Annotated in this window: 21 protein-coding genes and 1 pseudogene; 14 read left to right on the top strand and 8 right to left on the bottom strand. The window is 58.1% G+C overall.

The annotated features are described in order from the left end of the window. The first annotated feature begins 378 nt into the window (after positions 1-378). The 8 genes from AO242_RS13625 to AO242_RS13590 all read left to right on the top strand — a co-directional run bounded on the left by AO242_RS13625 (position 379) and on the right by AO242_RS13590 (position 8863). Positions 379-1116, top strand: coding sequence for a FadR/GntR family transcriptional regulator (locus AO242_RS13625; RefSeq protein ID WP_027898074.1), 738 nt, complete (start codon positions 379-381; stop codon positions 1114-1116). Then, on the top strand, positions 1113-2120 hold the full coding sequence (locus AO242_RS13620; protein WP_099269118.1) for an ABC transporter ATP-binding protein: 1008 nt from the start codon (positions 1113-1115) through the stop codon (positions 2118-2120). Before AO242_RS13625 ends, AO242_RS13620 begins: the two co-directional genes overlap by 4 nt. Beyond that, on the top strand, positions 2117-3250 hold the full coding sequence (locus tag AO242_RS13615) for an ABC transporter ATP-binding protein (protein ID WP_099269117.1): 1134 nt from the start codon (positions 2117-2119) through the stop codon (positions 3248-3250). The genes AO242_RS13620 and AO242_RS13615 overlap by 4 nt, the downstream gene beginning before the upstream one ends. Then, entirely contained in the window at positions 3247-4749 is a 1503-nt protein-coding gene (locus tag AO242_RS13610; RefSeq protein WP_099269116.1) for an ABC transporter substrate-binding protein, read from the top strand. Before AO242_RS13615 ends, AO242_RS13610 begins: the two co-directional genes overlap by 4 nt. Before the next feature lie 28 nt (positions 4750-4777). Further along, positions 4778-5722 (top strand): ABC transporter permease, encoded by a 945-nt coding sequence (locus tag AO242_RS13605; RefSeq protein ID WP_027898078.1) that lies wholly within the window; start codon positions 4778-4780, stop codon positions 5720-5722. Continuing rightward, positions 5722-6594: an ABC transporter permease gene (locus AO242_RS13600; RefSeq protein ID WP_027898079.1), complete on the top strand. Its 873-nt coding sequence runs from the start codon at positions 5722-5724 to the stop codon at positions 6592-6594. Before AO242_RS13605 ends, AO242_RS13600 begins: the two co-directional genes overlap by 1 nt. Positions 6595-6626: 32 nt before the next feature. Then, positions 6627-8222, top strand: a complete 1596-nt coding sequence (locus AO242_RS13595; RefSeq protein ID WP_099269115.1) for a gamma-glutamyltransferase family protein — start codon at positions 6627-6629, stop codon at positions 8220-8222. 191 nt (positions 8223-8413) lie between these two features. Continuing rightward, positions 8414-8863: a DUF411 domain-containing protein gene (locus AO242_RS13590; RefSeq protein ID WP_099269114.1), complete on the top strand. Its 450-nt coding sequence runs from the start codon at positions 8414-8416 to the stop codon at positions 8861-8863. Between the two features lie 113 nt (positions 8864-8976). On the opposite strand, the gene AO242_RS13585 is transcribed toward AO242_RS13590, so the two are convergent. Further along, on the bottom strand, positions 8977-10254 hold the full coding sequence (locus AO242_RS13585; RefSeq protein ID WP_099269113.1) for an aromatic amino acid transport family protein: 1278 nt from the start codon (positions 10252-10254) through the stop codon (positions 8977-8979). A gap of 93 nt (positions 10255-10347) precedes the next feature. On the opposite strand from AO242_RS13585, the gene AO242_RS13580 reads away from it, so the two are divergent. Together AO242_RS13580 and AO242_RS13575 are read left to right on the top strand one after the other, a co-directional pair. Further along, the gene (locus tag AO242_RS13580; protein ID WP_218927838.1) at positions 10348-11025 is read left to right on the top strand and encodes a MarR family winged helix-turn-helix transcriptional regulator; all 678 of its coding nucleotides are present in this window, start codon (positions 10348-10350) and stop codon (positions 11023-11025) included. Between the two features lie 70 nt (positions 11026-11095). After that, entirely contained in the window at positions 11096-12277 is a 1182-nt protein-coding gene (locus AO242_RS13575) for an FAD-dependent monooxygenase (RefSeq protein WP_099269111.1), read from the top strand. Positions 12278-12375: 98 nt separating this feature from the next. Here the strand turns inward: AO242_RS13575 and AO242_RS30180 are convergent, their stop codons facing one another. Further along, on the bottom strand, positions 12376-13101 hold the full coding sequence (locus AO242_RS30180) for a methyl-accepting chemotaxis protein (RefSeq protein ID WP_373562221.1): 726 nt from the start codon (positions 13099-13101) through the stop codon (positions 12376-12378). Between the two features lie 180 nt (positions 13102-13281). Beyond that, positions 13282-14256, bottom strand: a pseudogene (locus AO242_RS30175) (cache domain-containing protein); the annotation flags it as partial. A 424-nt stretch (positions 14257-14680) separates the two neighbouring features. On the opposite strand from AO242_RS30175, the gene AO242_RS13565 reads away from it, so the two are divergent. Continuing rightward, positions 14681-15574: a DMT family transporter gene (locus tag AO242_RS13565; RefSeq protein WP_099269109.1), complete on the top strand. Its 894-nt coding sequence runs from the start codon at positions 14681-14683 to the stop codon at positions 15572-15574. A 236-nt stretch (positions 15575-15810) separates the two neighbouring features. On the opposite strand, the gene AO242_RS13560 is transcribed toward AO242_RS13565, so the two are convergent. Together AO242_RS13560 and cysK are read right to left on the bottom strand one after the other, a co-directional pair. Continuing rightward, positions 15811-16749 carry an aspartyl/asparaginyl beta-hydroxylase domain-containing protein gene (locus AO242_RS13560; RefSeq protein WP_027901877.1) on the bottom strand — a complete coding sequence of 313 codons (939 nt, stop codon included), beginning with the start codon at positions 16747-16749 and terminating at the stop codon, positions 15811-15813. Between the two features lie 138 nt (positions 16750-16887). Then, positions 16888-17862, bottom strand: a complete 975-nt coding sequence (gene cysK, locus AO242_RS13555) for a cysteine synthase A (protein WP_027901876.1) — start codon at positions 17860-17862, stop codon at positions 16888-16890. 135 nt (positions 17863-17997) lie between these two features. Between cysK and AO242_RS13550 the strand changes: the two genes are divergently transcribed. The 3 genes from AO242_RS13550 (at position 17998) to AO242_RS13540 (ending at position 21381) form a co-directional block, all read left to right on the top strand. Next, the gene (locus tag AO242_RS13550; protein ID WP_099269135.1) at positions 17998-19065 is read left to right on the top strand and encodes a DUF748 domain-containing protein; all 1068 of its coding nucleotides are present in this window, start codon (positions 17998-18000) and stop codon (positions 19063-19065) included. A gap of 278 nt (positions 19066-19343) precedes the next feature. Continuing rightward, positions 19344-20189 (top strand): AAA family ATPase, encoded by an 846-nt coding sequence (locus AO242_RS13545; protein ID WP_027901874.1) that lies wholly within the window; start codon positions 19344-19346, stop codon positions 20187-20189. A gap of 13 nt (positions 20190-20202) precedes the next feature. Further along, on the top strand, positions 20203-21381 hold the full coding sequence (locus tag AO242_RS13540; protein ID WP_099269108.1) for a vWA domain-containing protein: 1179 nt from the start codon (positions 20203-20205) through the stop codon (positions 21379-21381). Between the two features lie 186 nt (positions 21382-21567). Here the strand turns inward: AO242_RS13540 and AO242_RS13530 are convergent, their stop codons facing one another. The 3 genes from AO242_RS13530 to AO242_RS13520 form a co-directional block, all read right to left on the bottom strand. Then, positions 21568-22092 carry a DUF2937 family protein gene (locus AO242_RS13530; RefSeq protein ID WP_099269107.1) on the bottom strand — a complete coding sequence of 175 codons (525 nt, stop codon included), beginning with the start codon at positions 22090-22092 and terminating at the stop codon, positions 21568-21570. Positions 22093-22321: 229 nt separating this feature from the next. After that, the gene (locus tag AO242_RS13525; protein WP_099269106.1) at positions 22322-23095 is read right to left on the bottom strand and encodes a class II glutamine amidotransferase; all 774 of its coding nucleotides are present in this window, start codon (positions 23093-23095) and stop codon (positions 22322-22324) included. Positions 23096-23154: 59 nt separating this feature from the next. Next, positions 23155-23643 (bottom strand): MFS transporter, encoded by a 489-nt coding sequence (locus AO242_RS13520; RefSeq protein WP_099269134.1) that lies wholly within the window; start codon positions 23641-23643, stop codon positions 23155-23157. Positions 23644-23732 lie beyond the last annotated feature (89 nt).

The raw sequence follows: 23732 nt of genomic DNA, 5'->3' as shown, positions 1-23732 counted from the left end.
GGCTTGCCCGCGAAGAACGATAACGCGGCGTGTCTGACTTACCGAGTCGCAGGTTCGCGGGCAAGCCTCGCTCCAACATGCATCACCGGGCACCACCCCGGCGCACCACGCCCGCATTGATGCACAAAAACCTGATCCCGTTTCGAAATTGGTTCACCCACCCGCGAACCAATTACCGTTCATCCCTCCGGACCACCCTACCGGACCTTTGCACATTGGCCCGACAACCCTGATCGCTAGCAATCTCCAGGCATATAGAGCCTGAAAAACTATCGAACCAATTTCCATTGGCATCGCTCTTGCACCAGCCCTCTTGCCTCGAATCACTGCCTACAGGCAGCTCAGGGCATCTTTTTCTGGTCTGGCGCGAGTACCACGATGCAAAGGTTCGACCCTGACACGCCCATCGATAACTCCTCGAAACTGGCGCTGGATGCCTTACGGCAGATCGTTGCTCAGCATGCTGCGTTCCCCCAGCGGGCGCTGCCTACCGAGCGCGATCTGGCTACCGATTTCGGTGTCAGCAGGCGCGCGATTCGTCGCGCGCTGGCAGTGCTGGAAGCCGAAGGCCAGATCTGGCGGCGGCAAGGCAAAGGGACCTTTGTCGGCCCAACGCCACCCAGCGCGGCCATGAGTTTTGCCCGGCTTTCCGGGCGGACCAATTTCAGCGAGGTCATGGAAGCGCGTCTGCATCTGGAACCCGCGCTGGCCTCACTCGCCGCAGTGCGGGCCAATGGCGAGCAGATGGCGATCCTGCGCCGCCTTGCCGAGCGCACCACTCGCCAGCAGGAAGCCGAGCATCCCGATGCCGAAGGCATTGAGCTCTGGGACAGCTCCCTGCACCGCGCCATTGCTGAAGCCGCGGGCAACCGGTTGATGCTGGATATTTTCGAAATGCTCGATGCGATTCGTCTGGACCCGGCCTGGCGCGATCTGCGTCAACGGGCGCGCAACGCAGACCGCCTCGACACTTACAGCCACGATCACGACGACATCGTCAGTGCCATCGAAACCCGCGACCCGATCAAGGCCGCTACCGCCATGCGCGGCCATTTGCGGGCGTTGCAACAGGCGCTGGATAACGTCATCAATCAAGACTTGGAGGCCAGCTTATGAGCGCCACCGCCTCAACCACCGATAACACAGTCCTCAGCGTCAGCGACCTGACCGTTCGCTTCGCCGGTGCACCCGCCAATGTGGTCGACGGCGTTTCGTTCTCCGTCAAGCGCGGCAAGACCCTGGCCATCGTCGGCGAATCCGGCTGTGGCAAGAGCGTGACCTCCATGGGACTGATGGGCCTGTTACCCGCCACCGCAAAAGTTGCCGCGAGCGATTCGTTGCTGATTGATGAAGCCTTGCTGGGCATGTCCGAAGAGCGCTTGCTGGACGTGCGCGGCAATCGCATGGCGATGATTTTTCAGGAGCCGATGACGTCACTGAACCCGGTGTTCACCATCGGTGAGCAGATCGCCGAAAGCGTGATTCGCCATCAACGCCTTTCGGACAAGGAAGCCCGGCAGCGGGCGCTGGAAATGCTCGAAAAAGTCCGCGTACCGGACGCCCGCCAGCGACTGGATGCCTACCCTCACGAACTCTCTGGCGGCATGCGTCAGCGGGCAATGATCGCCATGGCGCTGGCCAACGATCCAGCGCTGATCATTGCTGACGAGCCGACCACCGCACTGGACGTGACTATTCAGGCGCAGATCCTCTCGCTGGTCGCCAACCTGCAGAACGAAACCGGCACCGCGATGATTCTGATCACCCACGATTTGGGCGTGGTCGCCGAAGTGGCCGACGACGTGATGGTGATGTACGCCGGTCGCGTGGTGGAAAGCGGCCCGGTGAAGACCCTGTTCGACGATCCGCAGCATCCGTACACCATTGGCCTGATGGGTTCGATGCCATCGATTGGCCCTCGTGAAGGTCGCCTGGCAACGATCAATGGCCGCGTGCCGACACCGGCAGAAATGCCCAGCGGCTGCCGCTTCGCCGGACGCTGCCCGTTTGTCATCCAGCAATGCCGGGAAGAGCGACCGCCGCTGCTTGAACTGTCTCCCGGACACTTCGCCGCGTGCATCCGCGCACCCTTGGAACAGCATGTGGGAGTCAGTGCGTGAGCCTTTCCGAACGAGACATCGCCGAGCGTACCAACCCCGATAGCAGCAAGCAGAAACCCATTCTGGAAGGCATCGGCCTGAGCAAGCACTTTGCGGTGGAAAGCGGTCTTTTCCAGCCAAAGAAGCCACCGGTACAGGCGGTCAATCAGGTCAACCTGTCGGTTCGCAAAGGTGAGACGCTGGCGTTAGTGGGCGAGTCCGGATCGGGTAAATCAACCCTTGGCCGCTTGCTGCTCAACCTGCTGCAACCAACCGCGGGCGACGTGATTTACGAAGGCCGCAACCTGGCCAACCTGTCGGCGGAAAAGCTGCGTCAGGTACGCCGCGACTTGCAGATCATCTTCCAGGACCCGTTCGCGTCGCTGAACCCGCGCATGACGGTGGAATCGATTGTCGGCGAACCGATCTGGCTGCACAGCGAAGCCAGCCGCAGCGACCGTCAGGCCAAGGTCGCCGAACTGCTGCGTACGGTCGGTCTGGCCCCGGAACACGGCGGTCGCCATCCTCACGAATTCTCCGGTGGTCAGCGCCAGCGTATCGGTATTGCTCGCGCGCTGGCTTCCGAGCCGCGGCTGATCCTTGGCGACGAGCCGGTGTCGGCACTGGACGTTTCGGTGCAGGCGCAAGTGGTCAACCTGCTGGAAGACCTCAAGCATCAGTTCGGCCTGACGCTGGTGATTGTCGCCCACGGGCTGGCCGTAATCCGCCACATGAGCGACCGGGTCGCGGTGATGTATCTGGGTGAAATCGTCGAGCTGGCGCCGGTCAACGCGCTGTTCGAAAACCCTTTGCATCCCTATACCCAGGCGCTGATGGCCGCCGTACCGGTGAGCCACCCGGATCTGCGCCAACCGCGCCCTTTGCTCGGCGGCGACATGCCCAGCCCGAGCCGCCCGCCTTCCGGTTGCCGTTTTCATACCCGTTGCCCCCATGCCCGCGCGCTGTGCAAAGAAGCCGTGCCGGTCATGGAAACCGTCGAGGCCGAGCGCCAGGTGGCGTGCCACTTCTGGCGTGAAATCGCCAACGCGGGCAGCGGCACCTTGATCCTTCCGACACCCAGCGCTGCCTACACACAGCGCCTGAATCTGTTCAAGAACCATCAATCCCTTGCAGTGGAGAGCCAGCCATGAAAATCGCACGCGTCATGACAGGAACGTTGTTATTGCTGGCCGCCAACGCAGCCTTTGCCGAATCGACCTTGCGCATCGGCATTCAGGACGATCCCGATGTGCTGGATCCGCATCGTTCACGTACCTATTCCGGTCGTCTGGTGTACACCGCGTTGTGCGACAAGCTGGTGGACGTCAACCCGGACCTGACCTACGCGCCACAGCTGGCCACCGCCTGGAACTGGAGCGAGGACGGCAAAACCCTGACCATGACCTTGCGCGAGGGCGTGACCTACCACGATGGCGAACCTTTCGATGCGGCCTCGGTGAAGTTCAACCTGGACCGCGCCCGCACCCTGCCCGACTCCCTGCGCAAAAGCGAGCTGGCGTCGGTGGACAGCGTTGAAGTGATCGACACGAAAACCGTCGCCATCAAACTCAAGCAAGCCGATGCCACGCTGGTTTCACAGCTCTCGGACCGCGCCGGGATGATGCTCGCGCCGAAAGCCGCTCAGGGCGAATTCGCGTCCAAACCCGTCTGCTCCGGCCCTTACAAATTCGTCCAGCGCGTGCAGCAGGATCGCATCGTGCTGGAGCGTTTTGACAACTACTGGAACAAGCAGGCGTATCACTTCGACAAAGTCGTGTTCCTGCCGATTCCTGATACCTCGGTACGCTTGGCCAACCTGCGCTCCGGCGATCTGGACATCATTGAACGAGTCGCGCCGACCGACGTGAAAACCGTCAAGGGCGACAGCAAGCTGGCGATCTACAACACGCCTGGCCTGGGCTACATGCAGTTGATGTTCAACATCGGCAACGGCGAAAAAGCCAACACGCCGATGGGCAAAGACAAGCGCGTGCGTAAGGCGTTTGAGCTGTCCATCGACCGCGATGCGATCAACCAGGTGGTGTTCGAAGGCCTCTACGCGCCAAGCGCCCAACCGTTCCCGAAAAACAGCCCGTACTACGATCAGGAGTTGCCGATCCCGGCTCGCGACGTCGAGAAAAGCAAGGCGCTGCTGGCCGCGGCCGGTGTGAAGCTGCCGTTGGCGGTAGACCTGAAAGTGGCCAACAACCCTATCGCGCAACAGGTCGGGCAGATCATTCAGGCCATGGCTGAAGAAGCCGGTTTCAAGGTCAATCTGATTGCCACTGAATACGCCACGATGCTTAGCGAACAGCAAAGCGGCAACTTCCAGATCGGCATGAGCGCCTGGTCGGGCCGCCCTGATCCGGATGGCGACATCCACCAGTTCGTGACCTGCAAAGGTGGCCAGAACGACGGCAAATACTGCAACGCCAAGCTCGACGAACTGCTCAACAAAGCGCGCACCGTCAACGACGTTCCACAACGTCAGGCGCTGTACAACGAAGCATTGCGTCTGCTGGCCGACGAAGTGCCGACCGCGTACCTGTATTTCGACCCACGCATCATTGCCATGCGTAACAACGTGACCGGCTTCGTGCCAAATCCGGACGGCCTGATTCGTCTGGCCAACGTCGCGTTCAAACCATGACTGACGGACGCACCTGCGAGGTTCCGGCATGCTGATGTTTATCCTGCGACGCCTGCTCAGCTCGATCCCGACGCTGATTCTGGTTTCGCTGTTCGTCTTCACTCTGCAGAAGCTGCTGCCGGGTGACCCGGTGCTGGCCATGGCCGGGGAAGAACGCGATCCAGCGGTCATGGAATACCTGCGCGACAAGTACCGGCTTGATGACCCGATCCCGTTGCAGTACCTGAACTGGGTCGGCAACGTGCTGACCGGCGACTTCGGCACCTCGCTGCGCACCGAGCAACCGGTGACCACGCTGCTGGCGTCCAAGCTGCCGGTAACCATTGAGCTGGCGGTGCTGGCCTTGCTGATCGCGCTGCTGATCGGCATCCCCACCGGGATTATCTCGGCGGTGCGCAAAGGCACCGCCGTGGATTACGGGGCCAACGTGGTGGCGCTGTCAGGGATTTCCATTCCGCACTTCTGGCTGGGCATCCTGCTGATCATGATCTTCGCTGTGAAACTGCAATGGCTACCCGCCTCCGGTTTCGTGCCCATGGGCGAGGACTTCGGGCAAAACCTGAAGACCTTGATTTTGCCAGCCTTCGTGCTGGGGGCCGGGCTGTCGGGGATTCTCATGCGCCACACCCGCAGCGCGATGCTCGAAGTGTTGCGCACCGATTACGTCCGTACTGCCCGGGCCAAAGGGTTGTTCCCGCGCACGGTGATTCTCAAGCATGCGCTTCGCAATGCGCTGATGCCCATCGTGACGCTGACCACGTTGCTGTTCGGTGAACTGCTTGGCGGCGCAGTACTCACCGAGCAGGTGTTCAGTATTCCGGGCTTCGGCAAGATGATCGTCGATGCCGTGTTCAATCGTGATTACGCCGTGGTGCAAGGCGTGGTGTTGTGTGTCGCGATTGGCTTCCTGATGCTGAACTTGCTGGCCGACGTGCTTTACCGCCTGATCAACCCGCGTCTGAGGACTGCCTGATGACCGCTATTGCCAGCCTCCCGCACAGCGCGATCCTGCCCCGCAGCCGCTCGCCGTTCCTGAAGAAATTCCTCGCCAACAAAGGTGCGGTGATTGGCGCGGCAGTGTTGCTGCTGTTTGTCCTGGCGGCCCTTCTGGCGCCATGGATTGCGCCCCACGACCCGCTGAAAGCCAACTTCCTCGCCGTGCGTAAAGCGCCTTCGCTGATGTACTGGCTGGGCACCGACGAACTGGGCCGGGATCTGTTTTCGCGGTTGCTGTTTGGCGCTCGCAGTTCGCTGCTGGCCGGTGGTGTTTCGGTGGCTATCGCCATGTTTATCGGCGTGCCCCTGGGCCTGCTGGCCGGGTACTTCGGCGGCAAGCTGGACATGATCATTTCCCAGGTCATGGAGGCGCTGCTGTCCTGTCCGTTTCTGGTACTGGCTATCGCACTGGGCGCGTTTCTCGGCCCAAGCCTGACCAACGCGATGATCGCCATCGGCCTTTCCGCCATGCCGATTTTTGCCCGGCTGACCCGCGGCCAGGTGCTGTCGATCAAGCACGAGGATTATCTGGAGGGTGCCCGCGCTATCGGTCTGCCGGACCGCTGGATCATCCTGCGTTACGTGCTGCCCAACGTGATGTCGCCGCTGGTGGTGCAAGCGACGCTGACCATCGCTTCGGCGATTCTGGCCGAAGCCAGCCTGTCGTTCCTCGGCCTGGGCCAGCAACCGCCGTCGCCGTCCTGGGGCTCGATGCTCAATACTGCAAAAAATTTCATGGAGCAGGCTCCGTGGATGTCGATTGCGCCCGGCGTGGCGATCTACATCACGGTCCTGTGTTTCAACCTGCTGGGTGACGGCCTGCGCGATGCGCTGGACCCCAAAGGCTAAACCTTTCGTTATTCTGCCAAAGAGAAACGCATATGTTCGATGATCTGGATTACAGCCAACCTTACGCTTCGGCACGTTCGCCGGTGATGGGCAACAACATGGTCGCCTGCTCCCAGCCACTGGCCGCTCAGGCCGGGCTGGACATGCTGCGCAAGGGCGGCAACGCGGTCGACGCCGCTATCGCTGCGGCCATGGTGCTGACAGTGGTCGAGCCCACCGGCTGCGGGATTGGCAGCGATGCCTTCGCCATTGTCTGGGACGGCAACAAGCTGCAAGGTCTGAACGCTTCCGGTCGCGCACCGCAGGCCTGGACGCCCGAGTATTTCGCGGGCCTGAGCCAGATGCCGCAACGTGGCTGGCCTGCGGTCAGCGTGCCGGGTGCGGTATCAGCCTGGGTTGAGTTGTCGGAGCGTTACGGCAAGTTGCCGTTCGCCACATTGGCTGAACCGGCGATTGGCTATGCCCGCGATGGCTATCAGGTCACGCCGATCATCGCCGAGCTGTGGAAGCGCGGCTCGCAGTTGCTCAAGGATCAACCGGGCTTTGCCGAGTGTTTCATGCCGGATGGCAAGGCTCCGCTGGCTGGCGAAAAAATCCAGCTCAAGGACCACGCCCGCACCCTGGAACTGATCGCCCAAACCAAGGGCGAAGCGTTCTATCGCGGCGAACTGGCAGAGACAATCATTGCCCATGCCAACGCCAATGGCAGCGTCATGAGCCTCGACGATCTGGCGACGCACACCGTGGACTGGATCGAAACGCTGTCAGTGCCGTATGCCGGTGCCGTGGTTCACGAACTGCCACCGAATGGCCAAGGCATCGCGACACTGGCTGGCCTGACCATGCTGGAAGCGCTGGGCGTGGGCGAGCATCCGGTGGACAGCCTTGAAACCGTTCACCCAGTGCTTGAAGCCATGAAACTGGCCCTCGCTGACCTGGACGAACACGTCGCCGACAGCGATCACATGCGTGTACCTTCCGAGGATTTGCTGGGCAAGGCCTACCTGATGGAGCGCGCCGGACTGGTGACTGATCAGGCTGCGAATCCGGGTCACGGCTCGCCAAAACCGGGCGGCACGGTGTACCTGTCAGCAGCCGATGAAAGCGGCATGATGATCTCGTTCATCCAGTCAAATTACATGGGCTTCGGCTCCGGCGTCGTGGTGCCGGGTACTGGCATCAGCATGCAGAACCGTGGCGCAGGCTTCTCGCTGGATCCGCAGCACGTTAATTACGTGGCACCGCGCAAGCGTCCGTTCCACACCATCATCCCCGGCTTTGTGATGAACGCCGATGGTACGCCGTTGATGTCCTTCGGCTTGATGGGCGGCCCGATGCAGGCGCAGGGTCACTTGCAGATGATGATGCGCATCCTGCGCTACAAACAGAACCCGCAAGCCGCTGCCGACGCACCGCGCTGGAGGATCGAGTCAGGTCTGAAAGTTGCCGTGGAGCGTGCGTTTGATCCGGAAGTGGTCAAAGCCCTGCGCGCCAAAGGTCATGACATTGATGTCGAAGAGCCAAGTGGCGTGTTTGCCTTTGGCGGCGCCCAGATCATCCAGCGTACGGCGCATGGGTATGTGGGCGGGACTGATCCGAGGAAGGATGGGTTGGTGGCGGCTTATTGAGCTTAAGCTAACGCAATCCAGCTGAAAACTTTGTAGCCCTTATCGCGGGCAAGCCTCGCTCCCACAGGAGAATGTTATTTTCATGTGGGAGCGAGGCTTGCCCGCGATAAGGGTGCCGCGGACCACGGTATTTTCCAGCCCTCACAACCCGTGTAGCCTCTGCACTTTGAACATCCTTGAGCACATCTCTCATGACGCTTTCGAAGATCAAACAAGCCAGCCTGATCGCCCTCCTCGGTTTCAGCGCACTGCTGCATGCCGCGCCGCAAACCATCGACGTCTACCGCGACCCGAATTGCGGTTGCTGCACCAAGTGGATGGCGTACCTCAAGGAAAACGGGTTTACCGTGAATGATCACCCTGAAGACAACATGAGCGCGGTTAAGGAAAAACTCGGCGTGCCCGAGAAACTCGGCTCATGTCACACCGGCGTGATCAATGGCAAGTTTGTCGAAGGTCATGTGCCAGTCTCGGAGATTCGCGAACTGGTCGCGCAAAAAGACCTGATCGGCGTCGCTGCACCCGGCATGCCGATGGGTTCGCCGGGCATGGAATCGGGTAATCGCAGAAGCGCCCATCAGATCATTGGTCTGACGGCTTCGGGTGAAGAACGGGTCGTGGCGGACTACCCGGCGCAGTGAGTTGCCAGTGAAACACAACCCCTGTAGGAGCTGCCGAAGGCTGCGAATAGCGGTGTATCAGGATTAACGCTTCGCAGCCTTCGGCAGCTCCTACAAGAATTGCATTCCAAGGCTTACTGCATCAACGAGTAAACCAGCGCCAGCATCGACACCACACCCACAATTACCACGAACACGTTGGACGCCTTGCCTGCGTATTGACGCATGGCCGGGACTTTGTGGATGGCGTACATCGGCATCAGGAACAGCAACGCGGTAATGATCGGCCCGCCAAGGGTTTCGATCATGCCGAGGATACTTGGGTTAAGTGTCGCTACAACCCAGCACACCACCAGCATCATGGCTGCGGTGAGGCGATCAAGCGCTTTGGGCGCGGGACGCAGGCCGGTTCTCACCACGATGCCTTTCAAACCTTCACTGGCACCGATGTAGTGGCCCAGGAATGATTTGGCTATCGCCACGAAAGCAATCAGCGGTGCCACGAAGGCAATCGTCGGGTTGCTGAAATGGTTAGCCAGATACGACAGGATCGAAATGTTCTGGGTCTTGGCTTCAGCCAGTTGTGCTGGCGACAGGGTCAGCACACAGCTGAACACGAAGAACATCACCATGACCACCATCAAACCGTGAGCCCGCGCCAGAATCTCCGAACTGCGACCTTCAGCCTGATCGCCGTACATGCGCTTCTGGTCAACGGCAAACGCCGAGATGATCGGCGAATGGTTGAAGGAAAACACCATTACCGGAATCGCCAGCCAGAAAGTATTCAGAAATGCCGATGGCTCCGGCAGCGTGGTGGCCGTGCTGAGAATGCCGCCGTTCCAGTGCGGAATCAGGAACACCGCCAGGAAAAGCAACGCCACGATGAACGGGTAGACCATCAGGCTCATGGCCTTGACGATGAACCGTTCTCCACAGCGCACAACTGCCAGCAACCCGAGGATCAGCACAAACGCCAGCAAGGCGCGGGGCGGCGGCTGGATGTGAAGCTGGTGCTCAAGAAAGCTGCCAACGGTATTGGTCAGCGCCACACTGTAGATCAGCAGAATCGGGAAGATCGCAAAGAAGTACAACGCGGTGATCAGCGTCCCGGCGCTTTTGCCGAAGTGCTGCTCAACGACTTCCGTGATGTCTGCGCCTTCACGGCCGGACAGCACAAAACGGGTCAAACCACGGTGCGCGTAATAGGTCATCGGAAACGCCAGCAACGCCAGGGCCAGCAACGGCCAGAAGCCGCCAATACCTGCGTTGATGGGCAAGAACAACGTGCCTGCGCCGATGGCGGTGCCGAACAACCCGAGCATCCAGGTGGTGTCATGACGACTCCATGCCGCAATCGGTGTAGCGGCTGCATCAAAACGCTGTTCGACGCTGTTGGCCTGATCATTCATCCGGTCGAATCTCCGTGCCGGTTAATACAACATGGCAGGGACGCGTCAGATAAACCGGGCAGTTTCGCGTCCCCTCAGAAAAGAGGGGCGCGATTGTCAGGGATTACGCCGGAAAATCAAAGGTTTGTCGGACGAGAAGAGCGTGATCGGGATCAGTCTTACGTGATATTCAGAACGGATGAATGCAGGTTTGTAGATTTTCTCGGAGTTTTTCACTATTTCTGGTTTCGCTGCATGAACGCAGATTGGGCAAGGGACTTGCTGTTTAAAACTAGACGCTGGCCGCAGGTAGTGGAACCTTTCAAAATCCGACAAAATGCTCCGATGAAGAATGATAAAGACATCCACCCGGAAGCCGCCGTCGCTCCCGGCTATCTCGCCAATCACGCGGAACGCGTGTTCAACCGCGCGACCGATGCCGCGTTACGGTCTCACGGTATTTCGCTAACCCTGCTCGGCCCGTTATTGTGGCTTGCCTGGCGCGGCCCCATGCTTCAGCGCGACCTTGTAAAAGCCTCTGCCGTCAAACAGCCCGCAATGGTTGCGACTCTGGACAAGCTGGAAGCTGCTGGCCTCATCCAGCGTTCCGTTGTTGCCACAAACAAGCGTGCTGCCAACGTGAGCATCACAGCGCGAGGTCAGGAGGTGGCGGCATTGGGAAAACAGGTTTTGCTCGACACCAATGCACGTGGCCTGGAAGGCTTCAGTCCAGAAGAGGCTACGGTTTTCGTTACGTTGCTCCAGCGCTTCATCGGCAATCTGGAAGAGTAACATTTTGTATCACGCGTGATGTTTATTTATATCACGCGTGATACAAAGTGCGGATTACAGGAGAATCCGCATGTCCAGAAGAATCCTCATCAGTGGGGCAAGTGTTGCAGGCAACACCACAGCGTGGTGGCTTTCCCGCCATGGCTTTGATGTGACCGTTATAGAAAAGGCCCCTCAATTTCGCGATGGCGGGCAAAACGTGGACGTGCGTGGCGCTGGTCGCCAAGTCTTGCGAAAGATGGGGCTGGAGCAAGCGGCTCTCGACCTCACTACCGGTGAGGCGGGCACGGACTGGGTCGACGAACATGACAACACCATCGCGCGATTTGCAGTCGAGGACATAGGCGACGGGCCAACAGCCGAGCTGGAAATAATGCGCGGCGATATCGCCAGCATGATCTATGAACCCGCAAGTCAGCGTTCAAACTATCGCTTCAACGAAACAATCAAGGCGCTAGAGCAGGATGCCCATGGTGTCACCGTGCATTTCGAGAACAGCCCAAGCGATCGCTACGATCTCGTCATCGTTGCAGAAGGGGTTGGCTCACCCACCCGCGAACTGGTTTTCCCGGGAGAGAACAAGCCGAAGTGGATGGATATTACTATCGCCTACTTCGCAATCCCCAGGACGTCCGAGGATGGAGTGTTTGCCCGTCAATACAATACCGTTGGCGGTATCGGGGCAACGCTGAAGCCAGGTCGACAGGACACTGTCCATGTTTACATGGGGATGCAGAAGAAACCCGAGGGTGAAAACCAGTGGGATACCGAGCGTCAGAAGCAGTTCCTGCAAGAGAAATTCTCGGATGCAGGATGGCACTTCCCGCGCATTCTCGACGGTATGTCCAGGACAGACGATTTCTATTTTGATGTCCTTCGGCAGGTGAGGATGAACCGGTGGTATGACGATCGGGTTGTCCTGACTGGCGACGCTGCCTGGTGCGCTACTCCCCTGTCGGGTATCGGCACCACCCTCGCGATTGTCGGTGGATACGTATTGGCGGGCGAGCTGTCGAGGACTGAGGATCTGCCGTCCGCGCTTGCAGCGTACGAGCGAGTGATGCGGCCATTCGTGAAAGAAGGCCAAGGCGTTCCGAAGATTGTTCCACGTATGCTCTGGCCTCACACTCGCGGGGGACTGACGTTACTCAGGGGCGCAATGCGTATTGCCGGTCAACCCATGATACGCAAAGCATTTTCCAATCTGTTCCTTCGTGATTCGGAGAAGGTAAAACTTCCGGATTACGAATAAACCTGAGTCTTTGAATATCGCGCACTCTCCTTTGCGCTGAAAAAAGGCCAGGAACTGCAACGCTCGCTGGCCTTTGCTGACATTCACCGATGGATCGGTCAGATCTTGAAGCTTGCCACCAACTGTTTCAGACGACCTGCCTGTTGCGAAAGCGCGGCGCAGTCGGACAGGGTTTCGTTGAGGTTGGCGACGCCCTGCTGGTTCAGCATGTTGATCTGGCTGATATCGACGTTGAGTGTTTCCACCACGGCGGTCTGCTCTTCAGTGGCAGCCGCCACTGACTGATTCATACCGTCGATTTCGCTGATGCGCTGGGTGACGCTGGTCAGTCGAATGCCCGCCTGATTGGCGACGTCAACGCTGTCGCGGCTGCTGGCCTGACTCTGGTTCATGTTCTCCACGGCGTCATGAGAGCCCTGCTGCAACTCGCCGATCATCTTGTGCACCTGATCGGCAGACTCTTGAGTGCGGTGCGCCAGGTTACGTACTTCATCGGCTACTACCGCAAAGCCACGACCGGCTTCACCTGCGCGCGCGGCCTCGATTGCGGCATTGAGCGCCAGCAAATTGGTCTGCTGCGAGATGCTTTTGATCACGTCGAGAATCTGCCCGATGTTTTCAGTGCTGGTGTTCAGGGTTTCGATTTGCGTGCAGGAATCGCTGATCTTGGATGAAAGACCGGTCATTGCCTGAATGGTTTTTTCCACCACTGCGCGGCTGTCTTCTGCCTGTTCCCGGGCCTGACTGGCCTGAGCGGAAGCATCGGAAGCGTTGCGGGCGATCTCCTGAGTCGCAGCGCCAAGTTCATTGATCGCGGCGGCCACGCTATTGGTCCGGGCGCTCTGCTCGTCAAAACCAAGAATCGAGGAATTGGACGACTGCTCTACCCGTTGCGACAGGTCATGAACCAGCAGCGTCGCTGAAGAAACTTCCGAGATTGACGCGTGCACGCGCTCGACGAACTGGTTGAATGAGCCACCCAACTCGGCAAATTCATCCTTGCCCTGAATGCTCAGGCGGCGGGTCAGATCACCCTCACCCTGCGCGATGTCCTGCATGGCACGGCCCATCGCTGTCAGCGGACGCATCAGCGCACTGATCAGAAGACTCAACAGCAAGGCGATCACGATGACGGCCACTACCATTGCAATAAGCGCTGAGGTCCGGAATTCGCCCAGTGGCGCGTAGGCTTTATCTTTATCGATCGACAGTCCGATGTACCAGTCCGCCCCCGGCAACCCGCTGATCGGGGCAAACGACAGCAAGCGTTGCTGGCCGTTGAGGGTGACTTCACGCAACTTCTTGTCCAGGGTCAGGGTTTGGCCTGGGTAGATGTCCTTGAGATTTTTCATCACCTGGTCTTTGTCCGGGCTGACGATGACTTGCCCGTCGCCGCTTACCAGAAAGGCATGCCCCAGGCCGCCGAACTCTACCGAGTTAACGATTTTGACCAGGGTCTCCAGGCTCAGGTCGCCGCCTGCAACACCCGCAAGCTTGCCATTGATCTTGATCGGACTGGCGATGGTCACCACCAATCCACCTACCGAGGCCAGGTAAGGCGCGCTGATGATGGTCTTGTCAGCGGTTACCGTCGAGGTGTACCAGGGACGCTTGCGAGGGTCGTAGCCGGCAGGCATTTCGGCGTCAGGTCGTTGAGTGAACACGCCCTCGGTATCACCGATGTAAGTGAACTGGAACGTCGACGTCAGCGACGGTTGGCCTACCAGGCCGCCCAGGTCACTCTTGGTCCCTTGTCGGGCAACGTTTTGCCCCAGGTTGTCCAGAATAAGAATGCGTCCGCTCAACCAGCTCTGAATGCCAGTCGCTGTCAGCTCACCGGCTTGAGCCACCGAGTTTTCAAGGTTTTTGGTAATCGTATTGCGCTGCAGATAATCGTTGTACAGCGTGAATAACGCGAACGCCAATACCACGATGATCGAGGCAGCCAGCAGAATTTTATGACGAAACTTCAAAGCCATTACGACACTTCCTCTCCGATCACAAACCGATTAAAACGGTGGAATGCGATAGTTTTAATAGATTTGTATTTTTCATGGCGATTGCTGAGGCCCTTAAAATACGGGCCCTCAATGGCGCAAAGCCAATACATTGGCGTTGGATTAAAGTCACCACGCAGCTTTGACTGTTATGCGGCGACCTAATGACTTGTGTCGGCAGCTGGCAAAATAAATGAATGGCTGCATATCGATAATTTGCTATCGCACTAAAGTATTAAATGTTTAACAAAGTCATACAGTTGTATGACGATCTATCAAGTTTTCTCAACGCTTGCGCTCACTAACTGGAATTAGAAGTCTGGCAATCGCCAATAACGTTACAAACCATTGCAACAGCATCCATCTCCCGGTAAAACTCCCGCCCTTCTAACAAGAAGGACCTTTCATGAAACCTGCCGATATCGTCAACCTGCTGGTGCTCGCCGCCATCTGGGGCGCGAGCTTTCTGTTCATGCGCATTGTTGCGCCCGTATTGGGCAGCGTGCCGACTGCCTTTTTTCGTGTGTCCATTGCCGCAGCAGGCCTGCTGATCATTTTCCTGTTGATGCGCGTGCACCTGGATTTTCGTGGCAAGCTCAAGACCTGCATGCTGCTGGGGGTAATCAACTCAGGGCTGCCAGCGACGCTTTACTCGATTGCAGCGCAAACGCTGCCTGCCGGTTACTCGTCGATTTTCAATGCCACGACACCCCTGATGGGCGTATTAGTCGGCGGGTTGTTCTTCAGTGAGAAGCTCTCGGCAGTGAAGATCTGCGGCGTCTTTCTGGGGTTGGTCGGTGTCGGCATCCTGACGCGTGCAGGACCGGTGGCTTTCAACCTTGAGCTGTTGATGGGTGCCCTCGCCTGCCTGCTGGCGACCACGTGTTATGCGTTCGCCGGCTTCCTGACCCGCCGCTGGCTGGACCGTCAGGGCGGACTGGACAGTCGTCTTTCAGCACTGGGCAGCATGCTTGGCGCAACCTTGTTGCTGCTGCCTTTTTTTGGCTATCGCGTGTTCACCGACCCGCCTGCCAGTTGGGGTGGCGTCAGTGTCTGGGTATCGCTGCTGGGTCTGGGCCTCGTTTGCACCGCTCTGGCCTACATCCTGTATTTCCGCCTGATGAGCAGCATCGGCCCGCTCAGTTCAATGACGGTCACGTTCATGATTCCGCCGTTCGGCGTACTGTGGGGTGCGTTATTTCTGGATGAGCCGCTGTCGATGGTGCACGTCTACGGCGGCGCGCTGATTGCGGTGTCGCTGTGGCTGGTGTTGCGGCCTGCGGCGGTGAAGACAACCTGAAGGAAGTTTGCGTATTGCGTGGGAGCGAATTTATTCGCGAAGGGGCCAGGCCTGAAGAACATCGGTGCCTGATACCCCCGCTTTCGCGAATAAATTCGCTCCCACAGGTTTGTGTTCTAAATGAGCATTTTTCGCCTGTTTTTAACGCAGTATTGTGCGCGTAGCACCGAAGGTGCCCAGCCTGCAGTAGTTTTCACACAGTCTGCACAGGTTTTATATGAAACCTGTGTTCAACCTCACCCAAACAACCAATATCCCAACAACGTAAGCACCACCACCGCCAGCACCGGGCGCAACACCCGGTAGGCTTTCGGGTTCTTGCGTTTGAACTGCTTGACCTTGCCGCTGAAGGTATCACTGAAGCGCTTGCTCCAGGCATAGGCCTGGTTGATCCCGCCTACGCGTTCATCGTCGGTGTTCTGCGGCGCTGTTGCACGGCCGAGAAATGCGCTGACCCAGCGATTGAGGCGGGTCATGATGCGTGAACGCAACGGCCGTTCAATGTCGCAGAACAGGATCACGCGGGTCACGTCAGTCTCGTTCTTGACCCAATGCACATAGGTTTCGTCGAACATGACGTCTTCGCCATCACGCCAGGCATAGACCTGACCATCCACGTAGATGCGGCAATCATCAGAGTTAGGCGTCGATAGCCCCAGGTGATAGCGCAGCGAACCGGCAAACGGGTCGCGGTGCGGGTTCAGGTGGCTGTCACCGGGCAGCAGGGCGAACATCGCGCCCTTAACGTTGGGGATGGAGTTGACCAGTGCGACAGTCTTCGGACACAGGGCCTCGGCGGACGGCAAGGCTTTGTCGTACCACTTCAGGTAAAAACGCTTCCAGCCCTTCTTGAAGAACGAACCGAAACCGGCATCGTTATTCTTCTCGGCAGCCCGAATATAGCCCTCGTCGAACAGGTGCATGGCCTCTTCGCGAATGGTCTGCCAGTTATTCTTGAGCACATCCAGCTCGGGGAACGCGCTGCGGTCCAGATACGGCTTGGACGGCACGCGGGAAAACAGGTACATCAGGGCGTTATAAGGAGCGAACAACGCCGAATGGTTGACGAACTGACGCAACAACGGCAATCGCGCCTTGCCACGCAAATGCACATACAGCGTGCTGCACACGAAAAGCATCAGGATCGATACCTTGGCAGCCAATGAAAACGTCATCTAACTCTCCTTGCTTACCGCTGTACGTCTTGCCGTGATAATCATGCGTGAAGGCGAACCATCCTATAGATGGTTCGCCAGCCGGGCATCATAAACCCTCGCCGACCTGACAAGAAGCAGCGCGGTGCAAACGAGGTCTTACTGCTGCAGCTCCTGATCAGTAAACAGGTCACTGAAGAGCATGCTCGACAGGTAACGCTCGCCCGAATCGGGCAGGACCACGACGATGGTTTTGCCCTGCATTTCCGGGGTTTCCGCCATGCGGACCGCTGCAGCCATGGCGGCACCACAGGAAATACCGCAAAGAATGCCCTCTTCCTGCATCAAGCGCAGGGCCATGGCTTTGGCTTCTTCGTCACTGACCAGTTCCACCCGGTCGACGAGGGACAGATCAAGGTTCTTGGGAATGAAGCCAGCGCCAATACCCTGGATTTTATGCGGGCTTGGCTTGATTTCCTGACCCGCCAGCGCCTGAGTAATGATCGGCGAAACCATAGGTTCCACGGCAACAGACAGAATCGGTTTGCCTGCGGTGTTTTTGATGTAGCGGGACACACCGGTGATCGTGCCGCCGGTGCCGACACCCGCGACCAGCACATCGACCGCGCCATCCGTGTCGTTCCAGATCTCCGGACCGGTGGTTTTTTCATGGATTGCCGGGTTGGCCGGGTTTTCGAACTGGGCTGGCATGAAGAATTTTTCAGGATCGCCGGCCAGCAGTTCTTCGGCCTTCTCGATAGCGCCTTTCATGCCTTTGGCGGGCTCGGTCAAAACCAGTTCGGCACCCAATGCCTTGAGAACTTTACGGCGTTCGATGCTCATGGACGCGGGCATGGTCAGCATCAGCTTGTAGCCGCGTGCTGCGGCGACAAATGCAAGGCCGATGCCGGTGTTGCCGGAGGTAGGTTCGACGATAGTCATGCCGGGCTTGAGTTTGCCCTTGCTTTCAGCGTCCCAGATCATATTGGCACCGATCCGGCATTTCACCGAGTAGCCCGGATTGCGGCCCTCGATCTTGGCCAGAATCGTGACTCCACGGGGGGCGATACGGTTGATCTGCACCAGTGGGGTGTTGCCGATCGAGTGGGCGTTGTCAGCGTAGATACGGCTCATGGCGGTGTCCTTGTGCACGTTCATCAGATGTCAGAGAGTTGGAAGCCTATGCCTCATGACCTGCATGCGTCCAGTCGCAGCGAACGGATGCGAACGCACGGAGTCAACAACTCATCGCAACTTGAGACCTTTGCCATGAAACGTCGCTATAGCTGGCCACTCTGGACTCTGGCCGGGATTATCGTGCTGTTGATCGCAGTGCATATCACCCTGCCCTTGCTGGTTCGCAACTACCTCAATGACAAGCTCGCCAACATGGGCGACTACCGCGGCCAGGTCACGGATGTGGATCTGGCGCTGTGGCGCGGCGCTTACAGAATCAACGGGTTGAATATCGTCAAGGTGGACGGCAAGGTACCAGTGCCATTCGTCAAAGTACCCGTCATCGATCTGGCGGTGAGCTGGAATCATCTGTGGTACGACCACGCGGTGGTTGCCGAGATGATATTCGCCCAGCCAGAGATCAACTTTGTCGACGGCGGCAACGACAAGCAAGCGTCACAGACGGGTAAGGGCACCGACTGGCAGGAGCAAATAAACAAGCTGCTACCGATTACCCTCAACGAAGTCCGCATCAATGACGGCAAGATCACCTTCAATAATTTCAGCACAACGCCGAAAGTGAAGATCGAGGCCGACTCGCTCAACGCCAGCCTCTATAACCTGACGAACGTCGAGGACGTAAAGGGTAATCGCGATGCCCGCTTCGAAGGCAAGGCGCTCCTCGAAGGGCACGCAAAAATGGAAGGGTCCGCGACCTTCGATCCGTTCAGCAACTTCGAGGATTTTGACTTGCGACTGCGTGCCACCGGCATACAGCTCAAGCGCCTGAACGACTTTGCGTCCGCCTACGGCAACTTCGACTTCAATGCCGGGCAAGGCGATCTGGTGATCGAAGCTCAAGCGAATAAAGGCCAGTTGAGTGGTTACATCAAACCGCTGCTACGCGATGTTGAAGTCTTCAACTGGAAGCAGGATGTCGAAAACCAGAATAAAGGCTTCTTTCGGTCCATCTGGGAAGCCGTGGTGGGCGGCAGCGAAACCGTGCTCAAGAACCAGAGCGAAAACCAGTTTGCTACCCGGGTTGAACTGAGCGGGAGCGTGCACAACCAGGATGTCAGCGCGTTTCAGGCATTCCTGCAGATCCTGAGGAATGCGTTCGTGCAGGCGTTCAATGCGCGGTATGACAACAGCAAAGGGTAATTTTGCGCGGGGCGAACGCAATTCCTGTGGAAGCGAATTTATGCTCTTGGCCACAGCGAACCGGTGGGACCGAATTTATTCGGGAAGGCGGCATTTCAGATGATACATAGGCTGCGGATGTACAGGCCCCTTCGCGAATGAATTCGCTCCCACAGAGTGTACGCAGTCCCGTAGGACGCGCACCAACCTCGCCATTCAATCAATGAATACCCGCCCCACATTCACAGCCGCCAGACCTGCGCGCTATAGTCCGCGCATTGTTTATCGAGGATTTACCGATGAAGTTTGAAGGCACCCGCGCATACGTCGCCACCGACGACCTCAAGCTGGCGGTCAACGCGGCCATTACCCTGGAGCGCCCGCTGCTGGTCAAGGGCGAACCCGGCACCGGTAAAACCATGCTCGCCGAGCAACTGGCTGAATCCTTCGGCGCGAAGCTGATTACCTGGCACATCAAATCCACCACCAAGGCCCATCAAGGCCTGTATGAGTACGATGCGGTCAGCCGCCTGCGGGATTCGCAGCTGGGCGTGGACAAAGTCCACGACGTGCGTAACTACCTCAAGAAAGGCAAGCTCTGGGAAGCCTTCGAAGCCGAAGAACGGGTCATTCTGCTGATCGACGAAATCGACAAGGCCGACATCGAATTCCCCAACGACCTGCTGCAAGAACTCGACAAGATGGAGTTCTACGTCTACGAGACCGACGAAACTATCAAGGCCAAAGTCCGGCCGATCATTATCATTACCTCCAACAACGAAAAAGAGCTGCCGGACGCTTTCCTGCGTCGCTGCTTCTTTCACTACATCGCTTTTCCGGACCGGGCGACGCTGCAAAAGATCGTCGACGTGCATTACCCGGACATCAAGAAAGACCTGGTCAGCGAAGCGCTGGACGTGTTCTTCGATGTGCGCAAAGTGCCGGGCCTGAAGAAAAAGCCTTCGACCTCGGAGCTGGTGGACTGGCTGAAACTGCTGATGGCCGACAACATCGGAGAAGCCGTGCTTCGCGAACGCGATCCGACCAAGGCCATCCCGCCATTGGCCGGTGCACTGGTCAAAAATGAGCAGGACGTACAGTTGCTTGAGCGCCTTGCATTCATGAGCCGTCGCGGCAACCGCTGATTCAGGAGAGACCATGCTCCTCAATCTGTTCAATGAAATGCGCGCCGCCAAGGTGCCGGTCTCAGTCCGTGAGCTGCTGGACCTGATCAACGCGTTGAAACAACGTGTCACCTTCGCCGACATGGATGAGTTCTATTTTTTGGCCCGGACGATTCTGGTCAAGGACGAGCGGCATTTCGACAAGTTTGACCGAGCGTTCAGCGCTTATTTCAATGGCCTGGAAAAGCTCGACGATCATCTCAAGGCGCTGATCCCGGAAGACTGGCTGCGCAAGGAGTTCGAGCGCTCTCTGACGGATGAAGAGCGGGCGCAAATCCAGTCACTGGGTGGGCTCGACAAGCTGATCGAAGAATTCAAGAAGCGTCTGGAAGAGCAAAAGGAACGTCATGCCGGTGGCAACAAATGGATCGGCACGGGTGGCACCAGTCCATTCGGCTCCGGCGGCTATAACCCGGAAGGCATCAGGGTTGGCGACGCTGGCGAGCGCAAAGGCAAAGCGGTCAAGGTGTGGGATCAGCGGGAATACAAGAATCTCGATGATCAAGTGGAGCTGGGCACGCGCAACATCAAGATTGCCCTGCGCCGCCTGCGCAAATTCGCCCGTCAGGGCGCGGCGGAAGAACTGGACATCGACGGCACCATTGACCACACCGCTCGCGACGCAGGTCTGCTGAACATCCAGATGCGCCCCGAACGACGCAACACCATCAAGCTGTTGCTGCTATTCGACATCGGCGGCTCGATGGATGCCCACGTCAAAGTCTGCGAGGAGCTGTTCTCGGCGTGCAAAACCGAGTTCAAGCATCTTGAGTATTTCTACTTCCACAACTTCATCTATGAATCGGTGTGGAAGAACAACATGCGCCGGGGATCGGAGCGCTTCTCGACCCAGGACTTGCTGCATAAATACGGCGCGGACTACAAAGTGATCTTCATCGGCGATGCCGCCATGGCGCCCTATGAAATCACCCAGGCGGGCGGCAGCGTCGAACACTGGAACGAAGAACCGGGCTACTTGTGGATGCAGCGCTTTACCGCCAAGTTCAAGAAACTCATCTGGATCAACCCCTACCCAAAAGACGCCTGGGCCTACACGACGTCGACCAATATCGTACGTGATTTGATCGAAGATCAGATGTATCCGCTGACATTGCGAGGGCTGGAAGAAGGGATGAGGTTTTTGTCGAAGTAGCACTCTCATCAAACAGCGCGGAGCTATCTGAATCTACCCAGAACCTGTTGGAGCGAGGCTTGCCCGCGAAAGACAATAATGCGGTGCGTCTGACTTACCGCATTGACTGCTTCGCGGGCAAGCCTCGCTCCAACAGGTCCAATGTTTGCCTCGATATAGCGCGGTGTAGAGATACCGGGGCTAAAATCAGCGCCAGTCCCGCTCCGGACGATGCTTGCGGCGACCGCCATTGACGACCCAGTTGATCATCAGGAAGAAGCTTTCGATCAGGAACGCCAGCAACAGCGCGCTGACGATACCCCACGCAATAACGTCGGGTGCCAGCAACACCTGCCAGGTGTAACCATTCCAGGTCTCGCTGCGAATATCGGCATCGGCGGCCACTGCGACGTGAATCGCCCGGGCATACCAAGGACCTTGCATTGCCAGCCATTCACGCTCCAGGACCTGGGTGCGGGTCAAGAGCGTGTTGATGGTATCGGCGTCGCTACGGAACACCGGGTCCTCACTGTTGCGGTAGTGCTGAATCAACGCCTGCACATCGCCTTTGAAGAACTGTTGCGCGGTGGCGTTGTATCCTCGCACGCTCTGCTGAGCTTCAAGCAGATGCGCCTCGACCCGCTTGCCGTAATCGCTGATGAAACCCGGTATCTGAACCCCGAACAACAGGCCCGCTGTGAACAAGACCAATCGCAGATAACTTCGCAGCATTTAGATCCCTCTCAAACCAGGCACATCTATTGGATTTGGACTGCATCCCTACTGTGGGAGATTCTATGTTTGCCTGCAAGCTGGCGCCCGAGCCCTTGACCTCGACCTCGACCTCGTAGGACCGGCTTTAGCCGGGAGGGCAGTATTTCAGGCAACGGAGATTTGGCGAATGTTCCGACGTCCTCCCGGCTAAAGCCAGTCCTACAACATTGCGCACTGCTCCCGAAAATCAGGTATTGCCGCTCGCCACACACTCACCCCGCCGCCAGAGCGCCCACTGACCCGGTTCGTAGCGGTTCCAGTTTTCGTTCTCGGTCAACGGCTCTGTCGCAATCACTGTCACCACGTCATTGGGTGTCGTTTCAGCCTGAAAATCGACGATAACATCGACATCCTTCAGCCGTGCCGGACCAAACGGAGCGCGACGGGTGATATGAGCCAGTTTGGTACTGCAAAAGCAAAACAGCCAGTCGCCATCACTGAGCAAGCAGTTAAACACACCCTTGCTGCGATAGTGACTGCACGCCTCGACCAGCGACGGCAGAAGTTCTTCGACTTCTACCGGTTCAGGGAACGCTTCACGCACGCGGTTAAGCAAATCGCAGAAGGCCGCCTCGCTGTCGGTGTCACCCACCGGGCGATAGAACGTCGCCAGGGGACCGAATTCCGCCAACTGGCCGTTATGAGCAAAACACCAGTTACGGCCCCAGAGTTCGCGCACAAAGGGATGGGTATTGGACAGACATACGCGGCCGACATTGGCCTGACGGATGTGGCCAATCACCACTTCGCTTTTGATGGGATAACGCTGCACCAATTGGGCAATTTCCGACTCGCTGCTGGCCGCAGGGTCCTGGAACAAGCGCAAGCCACGGCCTTCGTAAAAGCCGATCCCCCAACCATCACGATGCGGGCCGGTACGCCCGCCGCGCTGTATCAGGCCGGTAAAGCTGAAAACGATGTCAGTCGGGACATTGGCGCTCATGCCCAGTAGTTCACACATGCTCAGGTTCTCGATTGCAAACGTTCAGCAGCATGGCGACACAAGCGCCGGAGGAGGATTCAAAGGCGCGGTTCGACTCGCGAACGGCTGCTGGTATTGACTGCGGGAGCCGCCGGTTTACGCGTATTGCGGTCAGTCCCGGAAAAAGGCTCATCGTCTTCTTCGGCGTCAGCCGGGTTTTCAGGCTGGACCGGCTTTTCCGGATGGCGAGCTTTCCAGCTTTTTTCCAGCGGCCAGCGAATCAGCGCGAACAGCACGTAAACCACAAGGGCAATCAGGCCGTACATGGCCAGGTCAGACAGCGCGTTCCAGACGTTACTGCCCACCTTGAACAAAAGGTCCAGAGCGGTGATGGCAACAGCAGGCGCGTAAATTTCCTTGGTGGCGTCGATCATCGTCGGCGTAAACAGCAACACCGCAACGATCACCACCAGCGGCTCGCGCAGGTAACGCCACATCCAGCGGGTCGCCAGAAACCAAACCAGCAGACAGCCCAACGCAGCAAAAGCGTAGAGCCCCCAGGCGATCGTATAGTCGTTCTCGGTCATGACATCCGTGGTAAGGCAGGTAAAGAGGCGCTTATGATAACGGCTTTTCGCCAACCCGGCTTGTCCGGCTTGAGTATTAGTCCGGTGCA

The organism is Pseudomonas sp. ICMP 561 (assembly GCF_002699985.1).
GTDB lineage: Bacteria > Pseudomonadota > Gammaproteobacteria > Pseudomonadales > Pseudomonadaceae > Aquipseudomonas > Aquipseudomonas quasicaspiana.
Note: the sequence above shows the minus strand (reverse complement) of the source record. Positions and strands in the feature narration are given on the sequence as shown.